This window comes from Polaromonas sp. (genome assembly GCF_039930745.1).
In the GTDB taxonomy this organism is placed as follows: Bacteria; Pseudomonadota; Gammaproteobacteria; order Burkholderiales; family Burkholderiaceae_C; genus Polaromonas.
In genome coordinates, this window is the sequence record NZ_JBDTTH010000012.1 from 12,385 (window position 1) to 29,083 (window position 16,699).

The window sequence follows — 16,699 nt, forward strand, 5'->3', positions numbered from 1 at the left end:
GGGGGGCGCTGGCTGCCCTTCCTTCACGTCTCGCGGTTGACCAGCATGTCAGCCAGCGCGCTGAGCGCAGCCGTGTGCACGAGTTCACTGGCCTTCAGGCTGTGATGCGCCTGGGACAACAGCTCCTGCGCATAGTTGCGGGAGGCGGGCAAGCCCATCAGCGAGACAAAAGTCGGCTTGTCCTGGGCGGCATCCTTGCCGGCGGTTTTTCCCAAGGTGGCCGAGTCGGCCGTGACATCCAGGATGTCGTCGACCACCTGGAACGCCAGGCCCACGGCCGCGCCATAGTCGCGCAAGGCATTTTTTGCCGCGGCGGACGGCTTGCCGCAGGCAGCGCCCATCATCACGCTGGCCTGCAGCAGTGCGCCGGTTTTAAGCCGGTGCATGTCGTGCAACTGCTCCGACGACAAGGTCTTGCCGATACTGGCCAAATCGATGGCCTGGCCGCCGGCCATGCCCTGGTAACCCGCGGCCTGCGCCAGCATGCGGCACAAGCCTGCCTGGGTCGCAGCATCAACGGAGCCGTCTTCCGGCGTCAGAAGTTCAAACGCCAGCGCCTGCAGCGCATCGCCGGCCAGCAGCGCCTGTGCCTGGCCGAATTTCACGTGCACTGTGGGTTTGCCGCGCCGCAGCACGTCGTTGTCCATGCAGGGCATGTCGTCGTGCACCAGCGAGTAGGCGTGAATCAGCTCGACCGCACAGGCCACACGCAGTGCCGCCCGGGGATGGCCATCCACCGCCTCGCAGGCTGCCATGACCAGCAAGGGGCGCAGCCGCTTGCCGCCGTCGAGTACCGCGTAGCGCATCGCATCACCCAGCCCGGCAGGCGCCGGAACCGGTTCGAGGGGCGCTACCCAGCGCGTCAGGGCCTGCTCTACAGCGGCCAGTTGCCGGGCGCTCCAGGCGTCCAGCGCAAAAGGTGGGTGCTCAGTCAATGTCTTACTCTTGGTTCCAGGGCTTGAGCTCTTTGCCCTCCAGCACCTTGATCTGGTTTTCCACTGCTTCCAGTTTGTCGTGGCAGAACTTGAGCAATTCGGCACCGCGCTGGTAGCCGGTCAGCAACTGGTCCAGCGGCAACTGGCCGGACTCGAGGCGGACCACCAGAGTTTCAAGTTCTTCCAGCGCAGCTTCATAGCTGGCCGGTGCGGTGGGTGCGGGGGTGGGGGAGGTTTTGGCCATGGTTATTTGGTTGGAGCCTGATTTTAGGCCGTTGTGGCCCCTATTCAGATCAGCCCACCGTTCCTCAAGGCGTGGTCGCGTGTTTATGGAAGCAAGCCGCGCCCCCGGCAAGCGCGGCTTGGACGGAAAGAGCAGAGAGGGCACACGTTACAATTGAACGTAATTTTCATCCTGCCGCTCCTGGCCCGCCATGGCAAGGTTGCCTCTGCGCTTCTTGCGCTTCCCGAGTACTCACCCGAAATCCCAGTTTCGGAATCTGCATGTCTGATCTAAGCCTCCGTCTCCTGCAGGCCACCAGCCAGCTCCCCGTTTCCAGCTACTTTGATGCCGGTCTGTACCAGCGGGAGCAGCAGAAACTGTTTGCGCGCGGGCCGCGTTATGTGGGTCACGAGTTGTCGGTACCGAATCTGGGCGATTACTACGCCCTGCCGCAGGAACTTGGCGGCCGCGCCCTTGTGCGCAACGCAGGCGGCGTGGAGCTGATCTCCAACGTCTGCCGGCACCGGCAGTCCACCATGCTGCAGGGCCGCGGCAACACCGGCAGCAACATCGTCTGCCCGCTGCACCGCTGGACCTACAACACCAACGGCGAGCTGATAGGCGCGCCGCACTTTGAAGTTGATCCCTGCCTGAACCTGAACCGCTACAAGACCAGCAGCTGGAATGGCCTCGTATTTGAAGACAATGGCCGCGACATCGCCGCCGAGATGGCACCGCTGGGCGCCATGCCCGACCTCGATTTCTCGGGTTACCAGCTCGACAAGACCCACCTGCACGAGTGCAACTACAACTGGAAAACCTTCATCGAGGTTTACCTGGAGGATTACCACGTCGGCCCCTACCACCCCGGCCTGGGCGCCTTCGTGACCACCGACGACCTGCGCTGGGAGTTGACGCCAAATTACTCGGTGCAAACCGTGGGCGTGTCCGACAAGCTGGGCAAGCCCGGCACAGACGTTTATAAAAAGTGGCATGACGTGGTGCTGCAGTACCGGCGCGGCGTGCCGCCCAAATACGGCGCGATCTGGCTGACGTATTACCCCAATGTGATGGTCGAGTGGTACCCACATGCCCTGGTAGTCAGCACCCTGCACCCGCAGGGACCGGACAAGACGCTGAACGTGGTGGAGTTTTTCTATCCCGAAGAGATCTGCGCCTTCGAGCGCGAGTTCATGGATGCCCAGCAGGCCGCCTACATGGAAACCTGCGTCGAGGACGATGAGATTGCGCTGAGCATGGACGCCGGCCGCAAGGCCCTGATGCAGCGCGGCGACAACGAGTTCGGCCCTTACCAGAGCCCGATGGAAGACGGCATGCAGCACTTTCACGAGTGGTACCGCCGCGAAATGGGCGCCAGCAAGACCACGCAAATGCTCTGACGTCGGCGCTGCGCAGGCAGTTCACTATATTTTTTATAGCTGCCTGCGACCGCCCCATAAGGGCTAGAGCCACTTTTCACTCTCAACCCCCACCCAAGCCGACACATGCAAGCCCTCTGGATGTTAGCTGCCGCCTTCTTCTTCGCAAGCATGGCGGTTTGCGTCAAGTTCGCGTCGGAATACTTCAATAGCGCGGAGCTGGTCTGTTACCGCGGTCTGCTGGGCATGCTTTTCATGTGGGCCCTGGCCCGCACACGTAGCATTCCGCTGGCCACGCGTTTTCCCGGCATGCACATGTGGCGCAGCCTGGTGGGTGTGATCTCGCTGGGCGCCTGGTTTTATGCCATCGCCCACCTACCGCTGGCCACGGCCATGACCCTGAACTACATGAGCAGCGTCTGGATTGCGACCTTTCTGGTCGGCGGCGCGCTGCTGATGGGCTTGTTGCCAGCGCGCGGCGACAGCGTGGCACGAGAAGCAACAAGCGTGGGGGCTGGTCTGAGCCAGGGGCCGCTCGTCCTTACGGTGATCACGGGGTTTATCGGCGTCATCATGATGCTGCGTCCAACCATAGAGCAGAACCAGGCCTTCGCCGGCCTGATTGGCCTGATGTCCGGCCTGCTGGCGGCTTTTGCCTACATGCAGGTCATGGCGCTGGCACGCGTCGGTGAGCCCGAAACCCGCACCGTATTTTATTTCGCGGTCGGCTCGGCCGTGGCCGGCAGCGCGGGCATGCTGGTGGCCGGCATATCGGAATGGCCCGGGAAACCGGCGCTATGGCTGATCCCGCTGGGTGTGCTGGCCTCGTTGGGCCAGCTCTGCATGACGCGAGCCTACAGCCTGGCCAAAACCCGCAGCGCCACATTGGTCGTTGCAAATCTACAATACTCCGGCATTGTGTTCGGCGCCGTCTACAGCCTGGTCCTGTTTGGCGACCGGATTCCGTTGATCGGCTGGGCCGGCATGGCGCTGATCGTGGCCAGCGGTATCGCGGCTACGGTGTTGCGCGCGCGGGCCGCGCCAGGCTCACCTGCCGAGGAACATTGAGCCAGGTCTTGCAGGGATTTATTTTTCAACCGGGAGCCGCTCATGTACACCACCCTGATTTCCGCTGCGCAGTTGCAAGCCCTGATCGACAGCCGCCAGCCGCACCGGGTCTTTGACTGCAGCTTTGACCTCATGCAGCCGCAGGTCGGCAAACAGCAGTACCTGCAGGCCCACATCCCGGGTGCCGTCTATGCCAACCTCGATACCGACCTGAGCGCCAAACACGGCGTGCCCGGTGCCCACGGCGTGCTGACCGCCAGCGGCGGCGCCGATCTGCCCGCCTCAGGCGGGCGGCATCCGCTGCCGAACCGCGAGAAATTTGCGATATGGCTGTCCAGCGTGGGTTTTACCAACGACATGCAGGCCGTGGTGTACGACCGCAACGGCGCCAACTACTGCGGCCGCCTGTGGTGGATGCTCAAGTGGGCCGGCCATGAGGCCGTTGCCGTGCTCGACGGAGGACTGCAGACCTGGCAGGCGGCAGGTGGTGCCATTGCCAGCGGCGAAGAGCCGTCGCACTTCCAGTCCAACTTTTTCCCCGGCCCTGAAAAAGCAGCACTGGTCACCGCCCAAACTGTCGCCAGCCAGCTTGACCGGCCCGGTCAGACCTTGGTGGACGCGCGCGCACCCGCACGCTTTCGCGGCGAGGTCGAACCGCTGGACCCGGTGGCCGGCCACATACCCGGTGCGCTGAATCGCCCTTTCAGCGACAACATCGGCCCGGACGGCAAGTTCAAGCCCGCGGCCCAGCTCAGGAGCGAATTTGAAACATTGCTCGCCGGGCGCGACCCGGCCAGTGTGGTGCACCACTGCGGCAGCGGCGTCAGCGCGGTGCCCAACCTGCTGGCCATGGAAATCGCCGGCCTGGGCCGCACCGGCCTGTTCGCCGGCAGCTGGAGCGAGTGGTGCAGCGATCCCGGCCGGCCGGTGGCAAAGGGCTAGCTGGATCGGGTGGTGAAAACACATCCCTCCGCTGCAAGCGCCATGCATTACCATCAGCTGCAGCCCTATTCCCATGTCCTCCAACTCTTCCTTTCCTGACTCAGCCTACCTGCTTGCGGAAGAGTTGATCGACAAGCGCTATGTCTCCGGGCTGCGCTCCCTGCTGCTCGTACTCATGACAGGCTTGCCGCTGGTGCTGGGCCTGTCCGTTGCGCAACACAGCGGCGGCCTGCAGATCGCCACCGTGGCCTCTACCCTCGTCCTGACAGCCGTGTCTTACGGGCTGCTGCGCCGCGGCCACTACCAGTGGGCCAGCCACCTGCTGGTGTTTTCCCTGATCGGCTGCACGGCGGCGGGCGTCCTGGCTTACGGCTCCGTACGCGGTGCCATGGTGGTCGGTTTTGCCGGTGCCGTGATTGCTGCGGGCATGCTGCTGGAGAAAAAAGCCCTGATCGCCGCCGTGACGCTCAGCGCGGCCGCGCTGGGGGTGCTGACCTGGGCCGAGGCAAGCGGCCTGCTGGCCCAACCCGACTTCTCGGTGGGCCTCCGGTTCTGGCTAATCCACGTGCTTGTGCTCTGCGGTATTGCCATCAGCGTCTACACCAGCCGCCAGGTGGTCCTGGGTGCCTTGCGCAGCCAGCATACCGACCTGCGGCGCCGCGAACATGCCGAATACGAACTGCGCCTGAGCGAAGACCGCTTCAGCCGCATCTTCCGCAGCAGCCCGGCCGCCATCGTCGTGCAGTCGCTGGAAGACATGAAGGTGCTCGACGTCAACCCCGCCTTTGAACGGCTGTATGGCTATACGCGCGAGGAATTCCTGGGCGGCACCGATGCTGTTTTGTGGGACAAGCCGCAGGCCCGCAAGGACTTCCACCGCCAGATGGCCACCACCGGGCGCGTGATCAATCTCCCGCTGGAAGCTCGCACGAAGGAAGGCCGTCTGATCCACATCCTGCTCTCCACCGAAATTGAGGGCAAAGGCCAAGGGCGCATCGTGGTGTCCACCATCACCGACGCCACCGCCGAAACCCTGGCCCGGCAGGCAGCCCGGCAATCGGAGGAGCTGTTTTCCAAGGCCTTCGATTTCAGCCCGATCGACATGGCCATCACCCGCGTCTCCGATGGCACCTACCTTGCCGTCAATGCCATCGAAGGCCGACTCAACGGGTATACCTCAGCCGAACTGGTGGGCCGCACCTCGGTGGAAGCAAACGTCTGGCGCGATGAAGCGGAGCGTCAAAAATTTCTTGAACCCCTGCGTACACACGGCCGGGTGGAAAGCTTGGAAACCCAGATACGCCACAAGAACGGCAGTTTGATTGATTGCCGCATGTGGGCGGTGATCGTGGACATCGGCGGCGAGCCGTGCGTACTCAGTTCCGTCGTCAACATCAGCGAACAAAAGCGGCGCGAGGCCTTGCTGATCGACATGGCCAAGGGTTTGTCAGCGGAGACAGGCGAAGCCTTTTTCCGCGCCGTCGTCGAGCATTTGGGCAAGGCCGTGGCCGCCGACCTGGTGATGGTCGGCGAAACGGCGCCGGACCAGACCGTGACTTCGCTGGCCATGATGCAGGACGGTGTGCTCCAGCCTCCCCTCACCTATGCGCTGGCCGGCACACCGTGCGACATGGCCATAGGCCAGGTCGATTTGTGCATGTACGGTGACGGCGTGCAACAGCTGTTTCCGCAAGACCAGTTTCTGGTGGACGGCGGCTACCAGGCCTACGTCGGCGCGGCGCTGCGTGACGCGGACGGCACGGTCATTGGCATCGTCAACGCGTTCTGGCGGCAGCCGCAAGCCGCATCGGCGGACCGCGATGCATTGGTGAAAATTTTTGCCAGCCGCATCACCGCCGAGCTGGTCCGGCTGCGGCGCGACCGCGAAATCCGGCATCTCAACGAAACCCTCGAGCAGCGCGTCAGCGAACGCACCGAGCAGCTCAAGGCCACCAATGCGGAACTCGAATCCTTCGGCTACTCGGTCTCGCATGACCTGCAGTCGCCGCTGCGCAGCATCGAGGGCTTCAGCGTGCTGCTGGCACGGCGCCTGAAGGGGCGGCTCAGCGATGAGGAAGAACGGCTGTTCGAACGCGTCCGGCTCAACGTCGTGCGCATGCATGAGCTGATCAACGACCTGCTGGCGCTGGCCCGTGTCAGCAAGGGCAAGCTGACGCTGGAGGAGGTTGACCTCAGTGCCATGGCGCGCCAGGTGGTGGCGCAGGAAAAGCAGCGCGACCCCGGGCGCCAAGTGCAGATCACCATCCAGCCGGGACTCAGTGAACGCTGCGACAGCAAGCTCACGCGCATCCTGCTGGAGAACCTGATCGGCAATGCCTGGAAATACTCGCGGCATCGCGCCGACGCAACGATAGAGTTCGGTGTGTTGCCGAGCCGCGAGGATGGCCGCAAGATGCTGTTCGTCCGGGACAACGGCGCCGGCTTCAACATGGCCTATGCCGACAGCCTGTTCAAACCTTTTCACCGACTGCACCACGAAACCGAATTTGAAGGCAGCGGCATCGGGCTGGCGACGGTGCACCGCATCCTCGAGAGGCACGGCGGCATGATACGTGCCGAATCAGCCGAGGGCGCCGGTGCCTGCTTTTATTTTTCCCTGGACCCCCGCTTCGGAACAGTGGCGCTCTGAAGCGGTCAACCTTCAAGGACAGGCCCCCTGCAACGGGATCGAACGGGCCAGGAGGTTTTCCTACAAGCGGACACTTCATCGTCCGACTCCCGGAGAGACAGCACCTCGCCTACATTTGGCTCCATGCCTTCGGGAATGTGCAGAAGCACAAGCAGTACCGAATGCATCGAACTCCGCTTGAGGAACCCCTCCTCCCCCTTATCCCACGTGCTTGACGGTCCGTGGGATTTTTTTGCCGTGCCATGCAACGCAGGGCGCCCGCAGGGGCGCCCTGGCACTTCCACGCACAGCGTGTCAGGCCGAAACCTCGTAATTGGCCATCAATTCCTCCTTGAGGGTCTTGAGTTCCTGGACCATGCCCTTGAGGTCCAGCTCGCTCTTGCGCGCTTTCACAAACATTTCATTGCGTTCTTCCTCGACATGGTGATCGATGTACTCGCCGAGCACGATGACCTTGGCGTCGAACAGCTCTTCCCCGGCGCTCATCGCGGAAATCTGGGCAATCAGTTCCTTCGCGCTGGCATGCTCGACTTCGGCCTCATTGAGCAGGTCATCATCGTTGATGGCGGCACGCGCGGCGGGATAGAAAATCTGCTCTTCAATCTCGGCATGCACAGTCAGCTCCATGCAGATCTTGTCGGCCAGTGCCTTTCTTTTCTCTTCAGGCGCGCCGGCCTCGCTCAGTTTCTTGAATTCGGTAAACAGTTTTTTCACGGCAACGTGATCTGCGTCCAGCAGGTCAACAGCGTCGTTCTTTTTGGCAGGTGCCTTGCTCATGGTGGGCCTCTTTCTATCGTGGTTCATGTCGTTGACAACAGCGCCGAAAGCGCCGGATGCCGGCGGGATGCCAAGCACAGGCTCGACTCTAGGAAGGCCTTCTGCACCGCGCTGTGGGACGCTGTTGAACTTGTTGTAGGACGATTCTTCCCTGCGCACGGCTGCAGCCTCGCTTGCGCTTGTCCTACAAAAAAAACACCGCCGGGTTGACAGGGGCCGCACCTGACTTCTGCTCCCATGGGAGCTTGCAAACCATCCGACAAAGGCAGACATGGCAAGCAGAAAACCCACCGCCGACAAAGGCGACGAGCGCCGAGCCACCGTGCGCGTGCAACGCGAAATCCAGGCCGGGCAGGATGCCAGGGACAGCAGAAAAAAGAGCGAGCGTGCCGGCCAGCCCGGCGGCGCTCCCGACCCCGGCAAACCCAAAGCCGTGCAGGCTGGCGCGCGAAAGCAACCCGAAACACCTCTGCCGCGCCAGCACCTGGACAAGCCCGGGAACGAGTCCGACATGCAACTCAAGCCGCAGTTCCTGGCACCGGCTTATGAGGGCAGCAACAAGCTGCGCGGCAAGGTTGCGCTGGTCACGGGCGGCGACTCCGGTATCGGCCGCGCGGTGGCCGTCCTGTTTGCGCGCGAAGGCGCCGATGTGGCTGTGGCCTACCTCAGCGAAGATGAAGACGCGCGCGAAACCCAGCGCTGTGTGGAAGCGGAGGGACAAAGCTGCTTGCTGATTGCCGGTGACGTCAAAAACCCGGCGTTTGCGCGCAAGGCCGTCGAGAAAACCGTGCGCGAGTTCGGCCAGCTCGACATCCTCGTGAACAATGCCGCCTTCCAGGAGCATGCCGACACACTGGAGGACCTTGACGAAAACCGCTTCGAAGAAACTTTTCACACGAATATCTTCGGCTATTTCCACATGGCCAAAGCGGCGCTGCCGCATCTCGGCAAAGGCAGCTGCATCATCAACACGGGTTCGGTTACCGGGCTGGAAGGCAGCGCCAAACTGCTGGACTACTCGGCCACCAAGGGTGCCATCCACGCCTTCACCAAGTCGCTGGCCAGCAGCCTGGTTGACAAGGGCATACGCGTCAATGCCGTCGCGCCGGGCCCGGTGTGGACGCCGCTGAACCCCGCCGACAAGACAGCCGATGACATCCGCACCTTCGGAGAAAAGACCGACATGAAGCGCCCAGCCCAGCCCGAGGAGATTTCGCCCGCCTACGTTTTCCTGGCCGCTCCAGTGTGCTCGGGCTACATCACCGGCATCGTCCTGCCCATCACCGGCAGCGTCGGGCCCTGAGCGCGCATGCGGACGGCGCAGGGCCGCTTTCCGCTTTCTTCATGCAAAATAGGGCCCTAGCCCAGCAGGGTCGCGGCCGAACAGCTATGAATACCATAGCAATTTTGGAGTGCTAGGATTCCCGCACCCTGCACTGCGCGAGAACATTCCATGACAACCACCCTGGACGCCGTCACTTTCGGCGAGGCCATGATGCTGCTGGTGGCCGACCGCCCCGGGCCACTCGAAGACGCCACCTCTTTTTACAAACGCACCGCCGGCGCTGAAACCAATGTGGCCATCGGCCTGGCGCGCCTGGGCCTGAGAGTCGGCTGGGCCAGCCGGCTGGGCACCGACATGATGGGCCGCTACCTGATCAAGGCGCTGGCAGGCGAAGGCGTTGACTGTTCACAAGTGTCCCTGGCCAACGGACAGTCCACCGGCTTCATGATCAAAGGCCAGGTGCTGGACGGCAGCGACCCGCCTGTGGAATACCACCGCCAGGGATCGGCCGCCAGCCGCATGGATGCCAGCGATATTGACGAAACCTGGCTGCTGTCGGCGCGGCACCTGCACGCCACCGGTGTGTTTCCCGCCCTCTCAGCCAACACACTGGGCGTGGCGCGTCAAAGCATGGACCTGATGCAGGCCGCCGGGCGCACCGTGTCTTTCGACCCCAACCTGCGTCCCACGCTCTGGGCCACGCCCGAACTGATGCGCGAGTCCATCAACGACCTGGCTACCCGGGCCGACTGGGTCCTGCCGGGCCTGGAGGAAGGCCGCTTCCTCACCGGTGAAACAACAGCCGAAGGGATTGCCCGCTTTTACCTGAAGCGCGGCGCCCAACTGGTGGTCGTCAAGCTCGGCAGCGAAGGCGCTTATTTTGACGGCGAGGGTGGCAGCGGCCATGTCCCGGGCTTTCCGGTGCAGAAGGTGGTGGACACGGTTGGCGCCGGGGACGGTTTTGCCGTCGGCCTGATCAGCGCCCTGCTGGCTGGAGAAAGCGTGCCGGCTGCGGTCAGGCGCGGCGCCTGGATCGGAGCCCGCGCGGTTCAGGTACTCGGTGACACCGAGGGACTGCCGACGGCGGCCGAACTGCAAGCAGCCGACCTCTGACAGAGGCATGGTAAACAGGCAGCGCTGCTGCCTGAGCCTGCTTGCCGCGCTGTGACGCCGCCAGCTACATCGGCTGGGGTGTGGGTTGTACCTGGCCGGGGTTGGGAGGCGAGGCAATCGGCGGCACCGGCTCAGGCGGGGGAACGTTGGGGTCGGTAGCCACCGCGTCATTTCCTTTCCGGCGGGTCTGACGGATCTGAGGCAGGTTCTTCCGGCTTTTCCACTTCACGGATCATTCCCTCGCCTTCGGGATCGCGGCCATCAGAGGGGATATCGCGCTCATACGCGATCTCGGGCTCTTCCTTCTTCTCTTCTTTCTTCACTGCCCCGTCCTCCTGGGCCACCGTATCGACGGCGGGATTCCTTGCAGGCGCTCCTGGGGGATCGACGGGCAGCGGAGGCGTCGGGTCGTCGTTGCTGTCATCGCCCGGTGTCACGGCTTGTTCTTCTTCCTCTGGAATGGTCAAAGGCTCCGCATGCATGTCAGAGCCCTCCCAGCATGCCGGTGACCACTGCCGCGGCGGCAGCCACGCTGGCACACACGGTGGTGACATAGGCGGTGTAAGCCGCCCATGGGCGACGCACCCGGCGGGGTCGGGACGGCCCGGAAGTGAAAGTCGGGAGTTTCATGGCAGCCTCCTTGGAGAATGACTCCATGGTCGGGGCCCGCAAGCCGGGCCCCTATAGGCTGGCAGGCTCTTTGCCTGTCAGTGTCTGGCTGACACGTGCGACGCACCCGTCAGGAAGCGGCTTAATGCGAGTGCGCCAGCCCGCTGACCACCGTCACCAGGGCGATTCCCACGGCAAGCCAGGCGATTTGCGAAAAAGTCTCGCGGGCGCTCAGGCGTTTTTGCAATTGCGGGATCAGGTCAGCCAGCGCCACATACACAAAGCTGCTGGAAGCCACGACCAGGAAATACGGCAGCCAGTCGTGCAGCATGTCCACCAGCGCGTAACCAATCAGGCCGCCGAGCGCCGTCACCGCGCCAGCCAGCGACACCTTGACCAGGGCCGCACGCGAATTGCTCGAGGTCTGGCGCAGCACCACCAGGTCACCCATGTGATGCGGAATTTCATGCGCCAGCACTGCCAGCGCGGTGATGACGCCCAGCCGCATGTCCGCCACAAAGGCGGAGGCGATCAGGATGCCGTCGCCAAAGGCATGCACGCTGTCGCCCGTCAGGACGGCCCAGCTGCCGGATTTGGCCTGGCCCTCGTGACGATGGTGATGATGGTGCCCGTGGCCATGCTCCAGCGCGCCCGGTGATGTTTCCACCCGCTCGGCACGCTGGGAGTTGCCTGTGCGCACGGGTGCCAGCATGTAGCCCAGACCTTCTTTTCCCTCATGCGGGTCGTGGTGCTCATGGCCATGGTGATAAAGCTCGGCCTTGTCGAGCAGAAAGAAAAACACCAGGCCGACCAGCAGCGTGGCAAACAATTCCTGCGCACCGACCTGGCTCTCGAAGGCTTCGGGCAGCAGGTGCATGAAGGCCGTTGCGAGCAGTGCACCGGCGGCCAGGCTGAGCATGTGCGAGGTATAGCGTGCCAGCACACCAAAACTCAGCAGGGCCGCCAGCCACACGCTGCCGATACCGGCAGCCAGCGTGCCGATCAAAATTGCTATCAATGTCATAGCTGCCTGCGCCCGATCCATAAGGGCTGGAGCCCTAAAAAGGTTAGTAAAAATGCCAAATGCCGTGCCCACGAAAAAGCCGCCGCACATTGCTGTGGGGCGGCCTGGGCAACGCGGGCGCTGGTATTTAAGCGACGCCGTTGGCCTTGAACCACGCCAGAGCGCGTTTCCAGCCGTCTTCGGCCGGCTCTTTGCGGAAGCTCGGGCGGTAATCGGCGTGGAAAGCGTGCGGGGCATCAGGGTACACCACAAACTGCGAGGCCTTCGCCGCTGGGCTGCCGGCAGCCAAGGCAGCTTTCATCTTATCCACCGTGTCAAGGGGAATGCCACTGTCCTGCCCGCCGTACAGGCCCAGCACCGGGCCGTTCAGGATGGGGGTGATGTCGATCGGGTGTTTCGGCGTGAGATCAGTGCCGGTGCCAACCAGCCGGCCATACCAGGCAACACCGGCCATGACATTGGGGTTGTGCGCGGCATACAGCCAGGTGATGCGGCCACCCCAGCAAAAGCCGGTGATACCGACCTTCGCCGTGTTGCCTCCATTGGCACCGGCCCATTTCACGGCACCGTCGAGATCAGCCATGACCTGCGCATCCGGCACCTTGGAAACCACTTCGGCCATCAGCTTCGCGATTTCACCGTATTGCGTGGGGTCGCCCTGGCGGGCATACAGCTCGGGCGCGATGGCCAGGTAGCCGGCTTTGGCAAAGCGGCGCGCGGTGTCGGCGATGTATTCGTGCACGCCGAAAACTTCCTGGATCACCAGGATCACCGGAAGGTTGGTCTTGCCAGCGGGCGCGGCGTAATAGGCCGGCACCTTGAAACCGTTGACTTCAAAGGTGGTTTCGCCGGCTTTCAGGCCCTCGGCAGACGTCTTGATGGCGGTCTGCGCCATGATGGGCAACGCCGTGGCGGCGTAACCAACGCCGAGCGCAGTCTTCAGCGCGGTGCGGCGGGTGGCGCCGCTTTCCGTGCTTTGACCGGGCAAAAGGGAATCAAACTCGTTTTTCTGGTTGCTGTTGAGCATGGCGGCTTCCTGAGGGAGTGGTTGAAACAACCATCGGAGTTTAAGCAGACGCAGAAGTTCTTGCCGGCGCGGGAAATACAGGTGTTTCCCGCGCTGCGCCTGCCTTGTGCGGCCGCTCAGACGATTTTGACGCTGAGCTCGGGAAGGCCATCAATGTGGCACTCGATCACGTCGCCCTTGACCACCGGCCCGACATTTTCAGGTGTGCCCGAGTAAATGATGTCGCCGGGGAACAGCTCAAAGGCTTCGGACAGCCTGGAAATCTGCTCGGCCACCGACCAGATCATGTGGTTCAGCGTGGCCTGTTGCTTGGTCTGCCCATTGACCTTGAGCCAGATGGCGCCCTTGGTGTAATGGCCTGTCTGCGCCACCTTGTGGATGGGGCCGATGGGTGCCGACCTGTCGAAGCTCTTGCCGATTTCCCAGGGCTTTTTCTGGTCGCCCATGCCGCGCTGCAGGTCGCGGCGTGTCATGTCCAGGCCCACCGCGTAGCCATAGACACACTCCAATGCCTGGCTCATGGGAATGTTGCGCCCGCCTTTGAACAGGGCCGCCACCAGCTCAACCTCGTAGTGGTAGTTTTTGGTCAGCGTCGGATAGGGATGGTCAGCCACCTGGCCCGGTGGCACGGTCTGGATAGCATCGGTGGGTTTCTGGAAAAAGAAGGGCGGCTCGCGCGAGGGGTCCGAGCCCATTTCGATGGCATGCGCGGCGTAGTTGCGCCCTATGCAATAGATACGGCGCACCGGAAACATCTCGCTGCTGCCGGCTATCGGCACGTAGGTGTCTGCCACCGAAAAAGGCGTGGCCGGTGCATTGGCCGCCGTGCCGGGGGCCGCACAACCGGCGATGGCGCCCGCCGTCATCAATGCGCCCGATTGCAGAAGCCCGCGTTTATTCATGTCGGTCATGCTTGTCTCCTTGGAATGGTCATGAAATGTCGAGCAGCCAGCTTATGCCGCATCTCCACCACGTGCGCAGACGCATTTACGCATTCACCGGACGATTCAAAGAAGCCCCTGCGGCACCATGCGGACGCCGCGTTCGCCTCAGGTGGCGCCTGAAATTTTTGCGCGCACGCTGTCGCGGTAGACCTTGGGGGTCATGCCGAAACGCTGGCGAAATCGGCGCGCGAAATAGGCTTCATCGGCAAATCCCGAGGCATGAGCCACGCTGGCAATCAGCTGGCTGCTGTGCGCCAGCTGTTCCTGCGCAAACTCGAGCCTGCGCTCCGTCACCAGGTCGGTGAAGGTCTTGCCTGTTTCCTTCTTGAGCAGGTGCGCCAGATAATTAGGTGACAGAAAGGCCGCGGCGGCGGCATCGGCGAGGGTGATTTCGCCCGCCAGGTTGTCGCGTATGTAGCGCACCGCGCGCTGCAGACTGGCACGCCGGCTGCCCTGCTGCGCCTGGCTGGCGGCGAGGCGCAGCAGGTCCGGTTCATACTTGCGACAGACCAGCGCAATCAGCTGGAGCATCAGCCCGCGAATCATCTCTATCGAACCGAATCGGCGATGGGTATTTTCAAAAGCCAGCTTGTTGAGCAATACCTCGACTTCCGGGAACTCTTCTTCGGTGAACCAGAAGTCGGCATATTCCTGAAACAGAAACGGTGCGAGCTCGGGCGCCCTTGTCAACGGCACGTCTTCCAGGTCCAGCGGGTCCACATCCAGGCCAGGGCGCAGGAACTGCTGCGACATGTTGATGATGACGTAGCGCGAACCCTCAGGGTGCGGGATCACATGCACGCGGTAAGGCAGGATGAAACTGAGGTAGCCACGCCTGAAAGGCCGCACCGTGCCGGCGACGTTCTGTTCGGTGTCGCCCTGCAGGCTCACCTGGACCTGGAAGTACTCGTGCCGGTGCGGGCGCACCAGTGGCGGCCGAACCAGTTGGGAACGGATGTCGAAGTCGAGGTGGTCGGCCCGCTCGGACATCCCGTAGGTCTTGATGTCTGTCATGCACGTATTTTCAGGCGCTGTCAGTGCCGCCCGAAGAAAGTTAAATTCTGTATTGACAGAAATTTCAGACGATATATATTCGGAGTCATGGAACTCAGCACTGTCGCCCGAAAATTCGTTGTCCACTGGGGAGAAATGGGCACGGCCTGGGGCGTCAACCGCACCGTGTCGCAAATTCACGCACTCCTCTTTTTCCATGGCCGCCCTCTGCATGCCGAGGAAATTGCCGACACCCTGGCGGTGGCCCGCTCCAATGTGAGCACCAGCCTCAAGGAACTGCTGAACTGGAACCTCATCCGCACCACCCAGCTGCTGGGTGACCGGCGCGACTATTACGAAACTTCGCTGGATGTCTGGGAGCTGTTCCGCACCGTAGTGCGCGAACGCAAAGAGCGCGAGTTCGACCCCACAGTACGTATGCTCCGTGATCTGGTGAAGGAGGAAGGCTTTGATACCGAAGCCGCCGACGCCCAGGACCGTGTGCGTGAAACCCTGAGGCTCATGGAGTCGCTGGGCCTGTGGGCCGATGAAATGCTGCGCCTGTCACCCACCACGCTGGAAAAAGTCTTGCGCATGGGGGCGAGCGTGCAGAAATTTGTGCGCGGAGACAGCGATGTCAAACCCATGGATCCATCCGAGCTTTTACCGCCTACTTTTTGATCTGGATAACCGGCCAAGCTTCGGCCCTTTTTTTTGGCTATTAATTTCTGTTTGTACTGAAATTTCTAAAGTAGAGAAATATGACCAGCATTCATAACCTTCCTGACCTGGGCAACACCCGCTACGACAGCTTCAAGGCGGGACTGGATCCCACGATTTATCCGCTGACGCTTTTTTATGAATCTGCCTGCCCACTGTGCAATGCGGAGATGAGCAATCTCATGCTGCGCGACACCGGAGGGCATCTGCGCTTTGCCGATGTCTCGGCGCCGGACTTCACCGATGTGCCCGCCAGCGCCACCCTGCAAGACCTGCTGGACCTGATCCACGCGCGCACCGCGGACGGCCGCGTGCTCAAGGGTGTTGAGGTGTTCCGCCTGGCCTATGAAGCCGTCGGCCTGGGCTGGGTCAGCTCGGCCATGCGCATGCCTCTGCTGCGCCCGCTGGCCGAATGGGGCTACCCGGTGCTGGCCCGCAATCGGCACCGCATTCCCCGCAGCTTCGTGCGTTTGCTGTTTGAAGGCGCCGTACGGCGCGCTGCCGAACGCTCGGCAGCCGCCCGCTGCGATTCCGCCAGTTGCCCACGTTAATCAACCGAAAGGAAACACCATCATGAATGCCAACCTGAACGCCAACCTGTTTGTCATCTCGCTGCTGATCGCGCTGGTCGGGCCCGTCATTGCCATCACCTACCTCAAGCCGATCCTCTACAAGGTGCTTCGCATGCTGTGCGACGCGGACGGCGGCGCGGAGTTCTGGATACGCTGCGCCTACCTGTTGGCGGTGTCGGGCACCTTGCTGCTGATGCTGAGCTTCGGCGAGTTCAGCGAGCGCAGCAGCCTGGTCGACGCGGTGCGGCGCTCGCTGTCGCTGGTGATGGCGGGCGTGTTCTTCACCGTGGCCATCATTTCGCGCAATGTGTGGACGCAGGTGCGGCAGTGGGTGGCCGCGCAGGAACTGGCTGCCCATGCACAGGCTGCCCGCGGCACCGCGCCGGCCAAACCCGCCGCGGTTGATGCGCGCTGAGGGATGCCTCGCAGTAGCCAGAA

At 62.7% G+C, this 16,699-nt stretch carries 18 protein-coding genes; 9 read left to right on the plus strand and 9 right to left on the minus strand.

Translation table 11 applies throughout. The annotated features are described in order from the left end of the window. Positions 1 to 23: 23 nt before the first annotated feature. A complete protein-coding gene (locus ABI660_RS06415) occupies positions 24 to 935 on the minus strand; it encodes a polyprenyl synthetase family protein (RefSeq protein ID WP_348066074.1) in 912 nt (303 codons plus the stop codon). A 4-nt stretch (positions 936 to 939) separates the two neighbouring features. Beyond that, positions 940 to 1,179 carry an exodeoxyribonuclease VII small subunit gene (locus ABI660_RS06420; protein ID WP_348066076.1) on the minus strand — a complete coding sequence of 80 codons (240 nt, stop codon included), beginning with the start codon at positions 1,177 to 1,179 and terminating at the stop codon, positions 940 to 942. Positions 1,180 to 1,439: 260 nt separating this feature from the next. Between ABI660_RS06420 and ABI660_RS06425 the strand changes: the two genes are divergently transcribed. From ABI660_RS06425 to ABI660_RS06440, 4 genes are all read left to right on the plus strand, one after another. Next, positions 1,440 to 2,558, plus strand: coding sequence for an aromatic ring-hydroxylating dioxygenase subunit alpha (locus ABI660_RS06425; protein ID WP_348066078.1), 1,119 nt, complete (start codon positions 1,440 to 1,442; stop codon positions 2,556 to 2,558). A 105-nt stretch (positions 2,559 to 2,663) separates the two neighbouring features. Next, positions 2,664 to 3,605 carry a DMT family transporter gene (locus ABI660_RS06430; RefSeq protein ID WP_348066080.1) on the plus strand — a complete coding sequence of 314 codons (942 nt, stop codon included), beginning with the start codon at positions 2,664 to 2,666 and terminating at the stop codon, positions 3,603 to 3,605. A 42-nt stretch (positions 3,606 to 3,647) separates the two neighbouring features. Continuing rightward, a complete protein-coding gene (locus tag ABI660_RS06435) occupies positions 3,648 to 4,547 on the plus strand; it encodes a sulfurtransferase (protein WP_348066082.1) in 900 nt (299 codons plus the stop codon). Between the two features lie 73 nt (positions 4,548 to 4,620). Beyond that, positions 4,621 to 7,197, plus strand: coding sequence for a PAS domain S-box protein (locus ABI660_RS06440; RefSeq protein WP_348066084.1), 2,577 nt, complete (start codon positions 4,621 to 4,623; stop codon positions 7,195 to 7,197). 294 nt (positions 7,198 to 7,491) lie between these two features. Here the strand turns inward: ABI660_RS06440 and ABI660_RS06445 are convergent, their stop codons facing one another. Next, complete coding sequence (locus ABI660_RS06445; protein WP_348066086.1) at positions 7,492 to 7,974, minus strand: hemerythrin domain-containing protein; 483 nt, start codon at positions 7,972 to 7,974, stop codon at positions 7,492 to 7,494. Between the two features lie 271 nt (positions 7,975 to 8,245). Between ABI660_RS06445 and ABI660_RS06450 the strand changes: the two genes are divergently transcribed. After that, positions 8,246 to 9,277, plus strand: coding sequence for an SDR family oxidoreductase (locus ABI660_RS06450; protein ID WP_348066088.1), 1,032 nt, complete (start codon positions 8,246 to 8,248; stop codon positions 9,275 to 9,277). A gap of 150 nt (positions 9,278 to 9,427) precedes the next feature. Further along, positions 9,428 to 10,372 (plus strand): sugar kinase, encoded by a 945-nt coding sequence (locus tag ABI660_RS06455; protein WP_348066090.1) that lies wholly within the window; start codon positions 9,428 to 9,430, stop codon positions 10,370 to 10,372. A gap of 167 nt (positions 10,373 to 10,539) precedes the next feature. Here the strand turns inward: ABI660_RS06455 and ABI660_RS06460 are convergent, their stop codons facing one another. The 6 genes from ABI660_RS06460 to ABI660_RS06485 all read right to left on the minus strand — a co-directional run bounded on the left by ABI660_RS06460 (position 10,540) and on the right by ABI660_RS06485 (position 14,990). Beyond that, positions 10,540 to 10,854 (minus strand): hypothetical protein, encoded by a 315-nt coding sequence (locus tag ABI660_RS06460; protein WP_348066092.1) that lies wholly within the window; start codon positions 10,852 to 10,854, stop codon positions 10,540 to 10,542. Position 10,855: 1 nt separating this feature from the next. Further along, positions 10,856 to 11,002, minus strand: coding sequence for a hypothetical protein (locus tag ABI660_RS06465; protein ID WP_348066094.1), 147 nt, complete (start codon positions 11,000 to 11,002; stop codon positions 10,856 to 10,858). 121 nt (positions 11,003 to 11,123) lie between these two features. Next, positions 11,124 to 12,005: a ZIP family metal transporter gene (locus tag ABI660_RS06470; protein WP_348066096.1), complete on the minus strand. Its 882-nt coding sequence runs from the start codon at positions 12,003 to 12,005 to the stop codon at positions 11,124 to 11,126. Positions 12,006 to 12,132: 127 nt separating this feature from the next. Beyond that, positions 12,133 to 13,032, minus strand: coding sequence for a dienelactone hydrolase family protein (locus ABI660_RS06475; RefSeq protein ID WP_348066098.1), 900 nt, complete (start codon positions 13,030 to 13,032; stop codon positions 12,133 to 12,135). 116 nt (positions 13,033 to 13,148) lie between these two features. Beyond that, the gene (locus ABI660_RS06480; RefSeq protein ID WP_348066100.1) at positions 13,149 to 13,943 is read right to left on the minus strand and encodes a fumarylacetoacetate hydrolase family protein; all 795 of its coding nucleotides are present in this window, start codon (positions 13,941 to 13,943) and stop codon (positions 13,149 to 13,151) included. Positions 13,944 to 14,081: 138 nt separating this feature from the next. After that, a complete protein-coding gene (locus ABI660_RS06485; RefSeq protein WP_348066101.1) occupies positions 14,082 to 14,990 on the minus strand; it encodes an AraC family transcriptional regulator in 909 nt (302 codons plus the stop codon). An 87-nt stretch (positions 14,991 to 15,077) separates the two neighbouring features. Between ABI660_RS06485 and ABI660_RS06490 the strand changes: the two genes are divergently transcribed. The 3 genes from ABI660_RS06490 (at position 15,078) to ABI660_RS06500 (ending at position 16,676) form a co-directional block, all read left to right on the plus strand. Then, positions 15,078 to 15,650 carry a MarR family transcriptional regulator gene (locus ABI660_RS06490; RefSeq protein WP_348066102.1) on the plus strand — a complete coding sequence of 191 codons (573 nt, stop codon included), beginning with the start codon at positions 15,078 to 15,080 and terminating at the stop codon, positions 15,648 to 15,650. Positions 15,651 to 15,730: 80 nt separating this feature from the next. After that, positions 15,731 to 16,240 carry a DUF393 domain-containing protein gene (locus ABI660_RS06495; protein ID WP_348066104.1) on the plus strand — a complete coding sequence of 170 codons (510 nt, stop codon included), beginning with the start codon at positions 15,731 to 15,733 and terminating at the stop codon, positions 16,238 to 16,240. Positions 16,241 to 16,262: 22 nt separating this feature from the next. Next, complete coding sequence (locus tag ABI660_RS06500; RefSeq protein ID WP_348066106.1) at positions 16,263 to 16,676, plus strand: hypothetical protein; 414 nt, start codon at positions 16,263 to 16,265, stop codon at positions 16,674 to 16,676. The last annotated feature ends 23 nt before the right edge of the window (positions 16,677 to 16,699 follow it).

Excerpts from the sequence above, each read along its gene's own strand:
- ABI660_RS06420 (WP_348066076.1), bottom strand. The coding sequence starts at position 1,179 with ATGGCCAAAACCTCCCCCACCCCCGCACCCACCGCACCGGCCAGCTAT.
- ABI660_RS06425 (WP_348066078.1), top strand. The coding sequence starts at position 1,440 with ATGTCTGATCTAAGCCTCCGTCTCCTGCAGGCCACCAGCCAGCTCCCC.
- ABI660_RS06430 (WP_348066080.1), top strand. The coding sequence starts at position 2,664 with ATGCAAGCCCTCTGGATGTTAGCTGCCGCCTTCTTCTTCGCAAGCATG.
- ABI660_RS06435 (WP_348066082.1), top strand. The coding sequence starts at position 3,648 with ATGTACACCACCCTGATTTCCGCTGCGCAGTTGCAAGCCCTGATCGAC.
- ABI660_RS06440 (WP_348066084.1), top strand. The coding sequence starts at position 4,621 with ATGTCCTCCAACTCTTCCTTTCCTGACTCAGCCTACCTGCTTGCGGAA.
- ABI660_RS06445 (WP_348066086.1), bottom strand. The coding sequence starts at position 7,974 with ATGAGCAAGGCACCTGCCAAAAAGAACGACGCTGTTGACCTGCTGGAC.
- ABI660_RS06450 (WP_348066088.1), top strand. The coding sequence starts at position 8,246 with ATGGCAAGCAGAAAACCCACCGCCGACAAAGGCGACGAGCGCCGAGCC.
- ABI660_RS06455 (WP_348066090.1), top strand. The coding sequence starts at position 9,428 with ATGACAACCACCCTGGACGCCGTCACTTTCGGCGAGGCCATGATGCTG.
- ABI660_RS06460 (WP_348066092.1), bottom strand. The coding sequence starts at position 10,854 with ATGCATGCGGAGCCTTTGACCATTCCAGAGGAAGAAGAACAAGCCGTG.
- ABI660_RS06465 (WP_348066094.1), bottom strand. The coding sequence starts at position 11,002 with ATGAAACTCCCGACTTTCACTTCCGGGCCGTCCCGACCCCGCCGGGTG.
- ABI660_RS06470 (WP_348066096.1), bottom strand. The coding sequence starts at position 12,005 with ATGACATTGATAGCAATTTTGATCGGCACGCTGGCTGCCGGTATCGGC.
- ABI660_RS06475 (WP_348066098.1), bottom strand. The coding sequence starts at position 13,032 with ATGCTCAACAGCAACCAGAAAAACGAGTTTGATTCCCTTTTGCCCGGT.
- ABI660_RS06480 (WP_348066100.1), bottom strand. The coding sequence starts at position 13,943 with ATGACCGACATGAATAAACGCGGGCTTCTGCAATCGGGCGCATTGATG.
- ABI660_RS06485 (WP_348066101.1), bottom strand. The coding sequence starts at position 14,990 with ATGACAGACATCAAGACCTACGGGATGTCCGAGCGGGCCGACCACCTC.
- ABI660_RS06490 (WP_348066102.1), top strand. The coding sequence starts at position 15,078 with ATGGAACTCAGCACTGTCGCCCGAAAATTCGTTGTCCACTGGGGAGAA.
- ABI660_RS06495 (WP_348066104.1), top strand. The coding sequence starts at position 15,731 with ATGACCAGCATTCATAACCTTCCTGACCTGGGCAACACCCGCTACGAC.
- ABI660_RS06500 (WP_348066106.1), top strand. The coding sequence starts at position 16,263 with ATGAATGCCAACCTGAACGCCAACCTGTTTGTCATCTCGCTGCTGATC.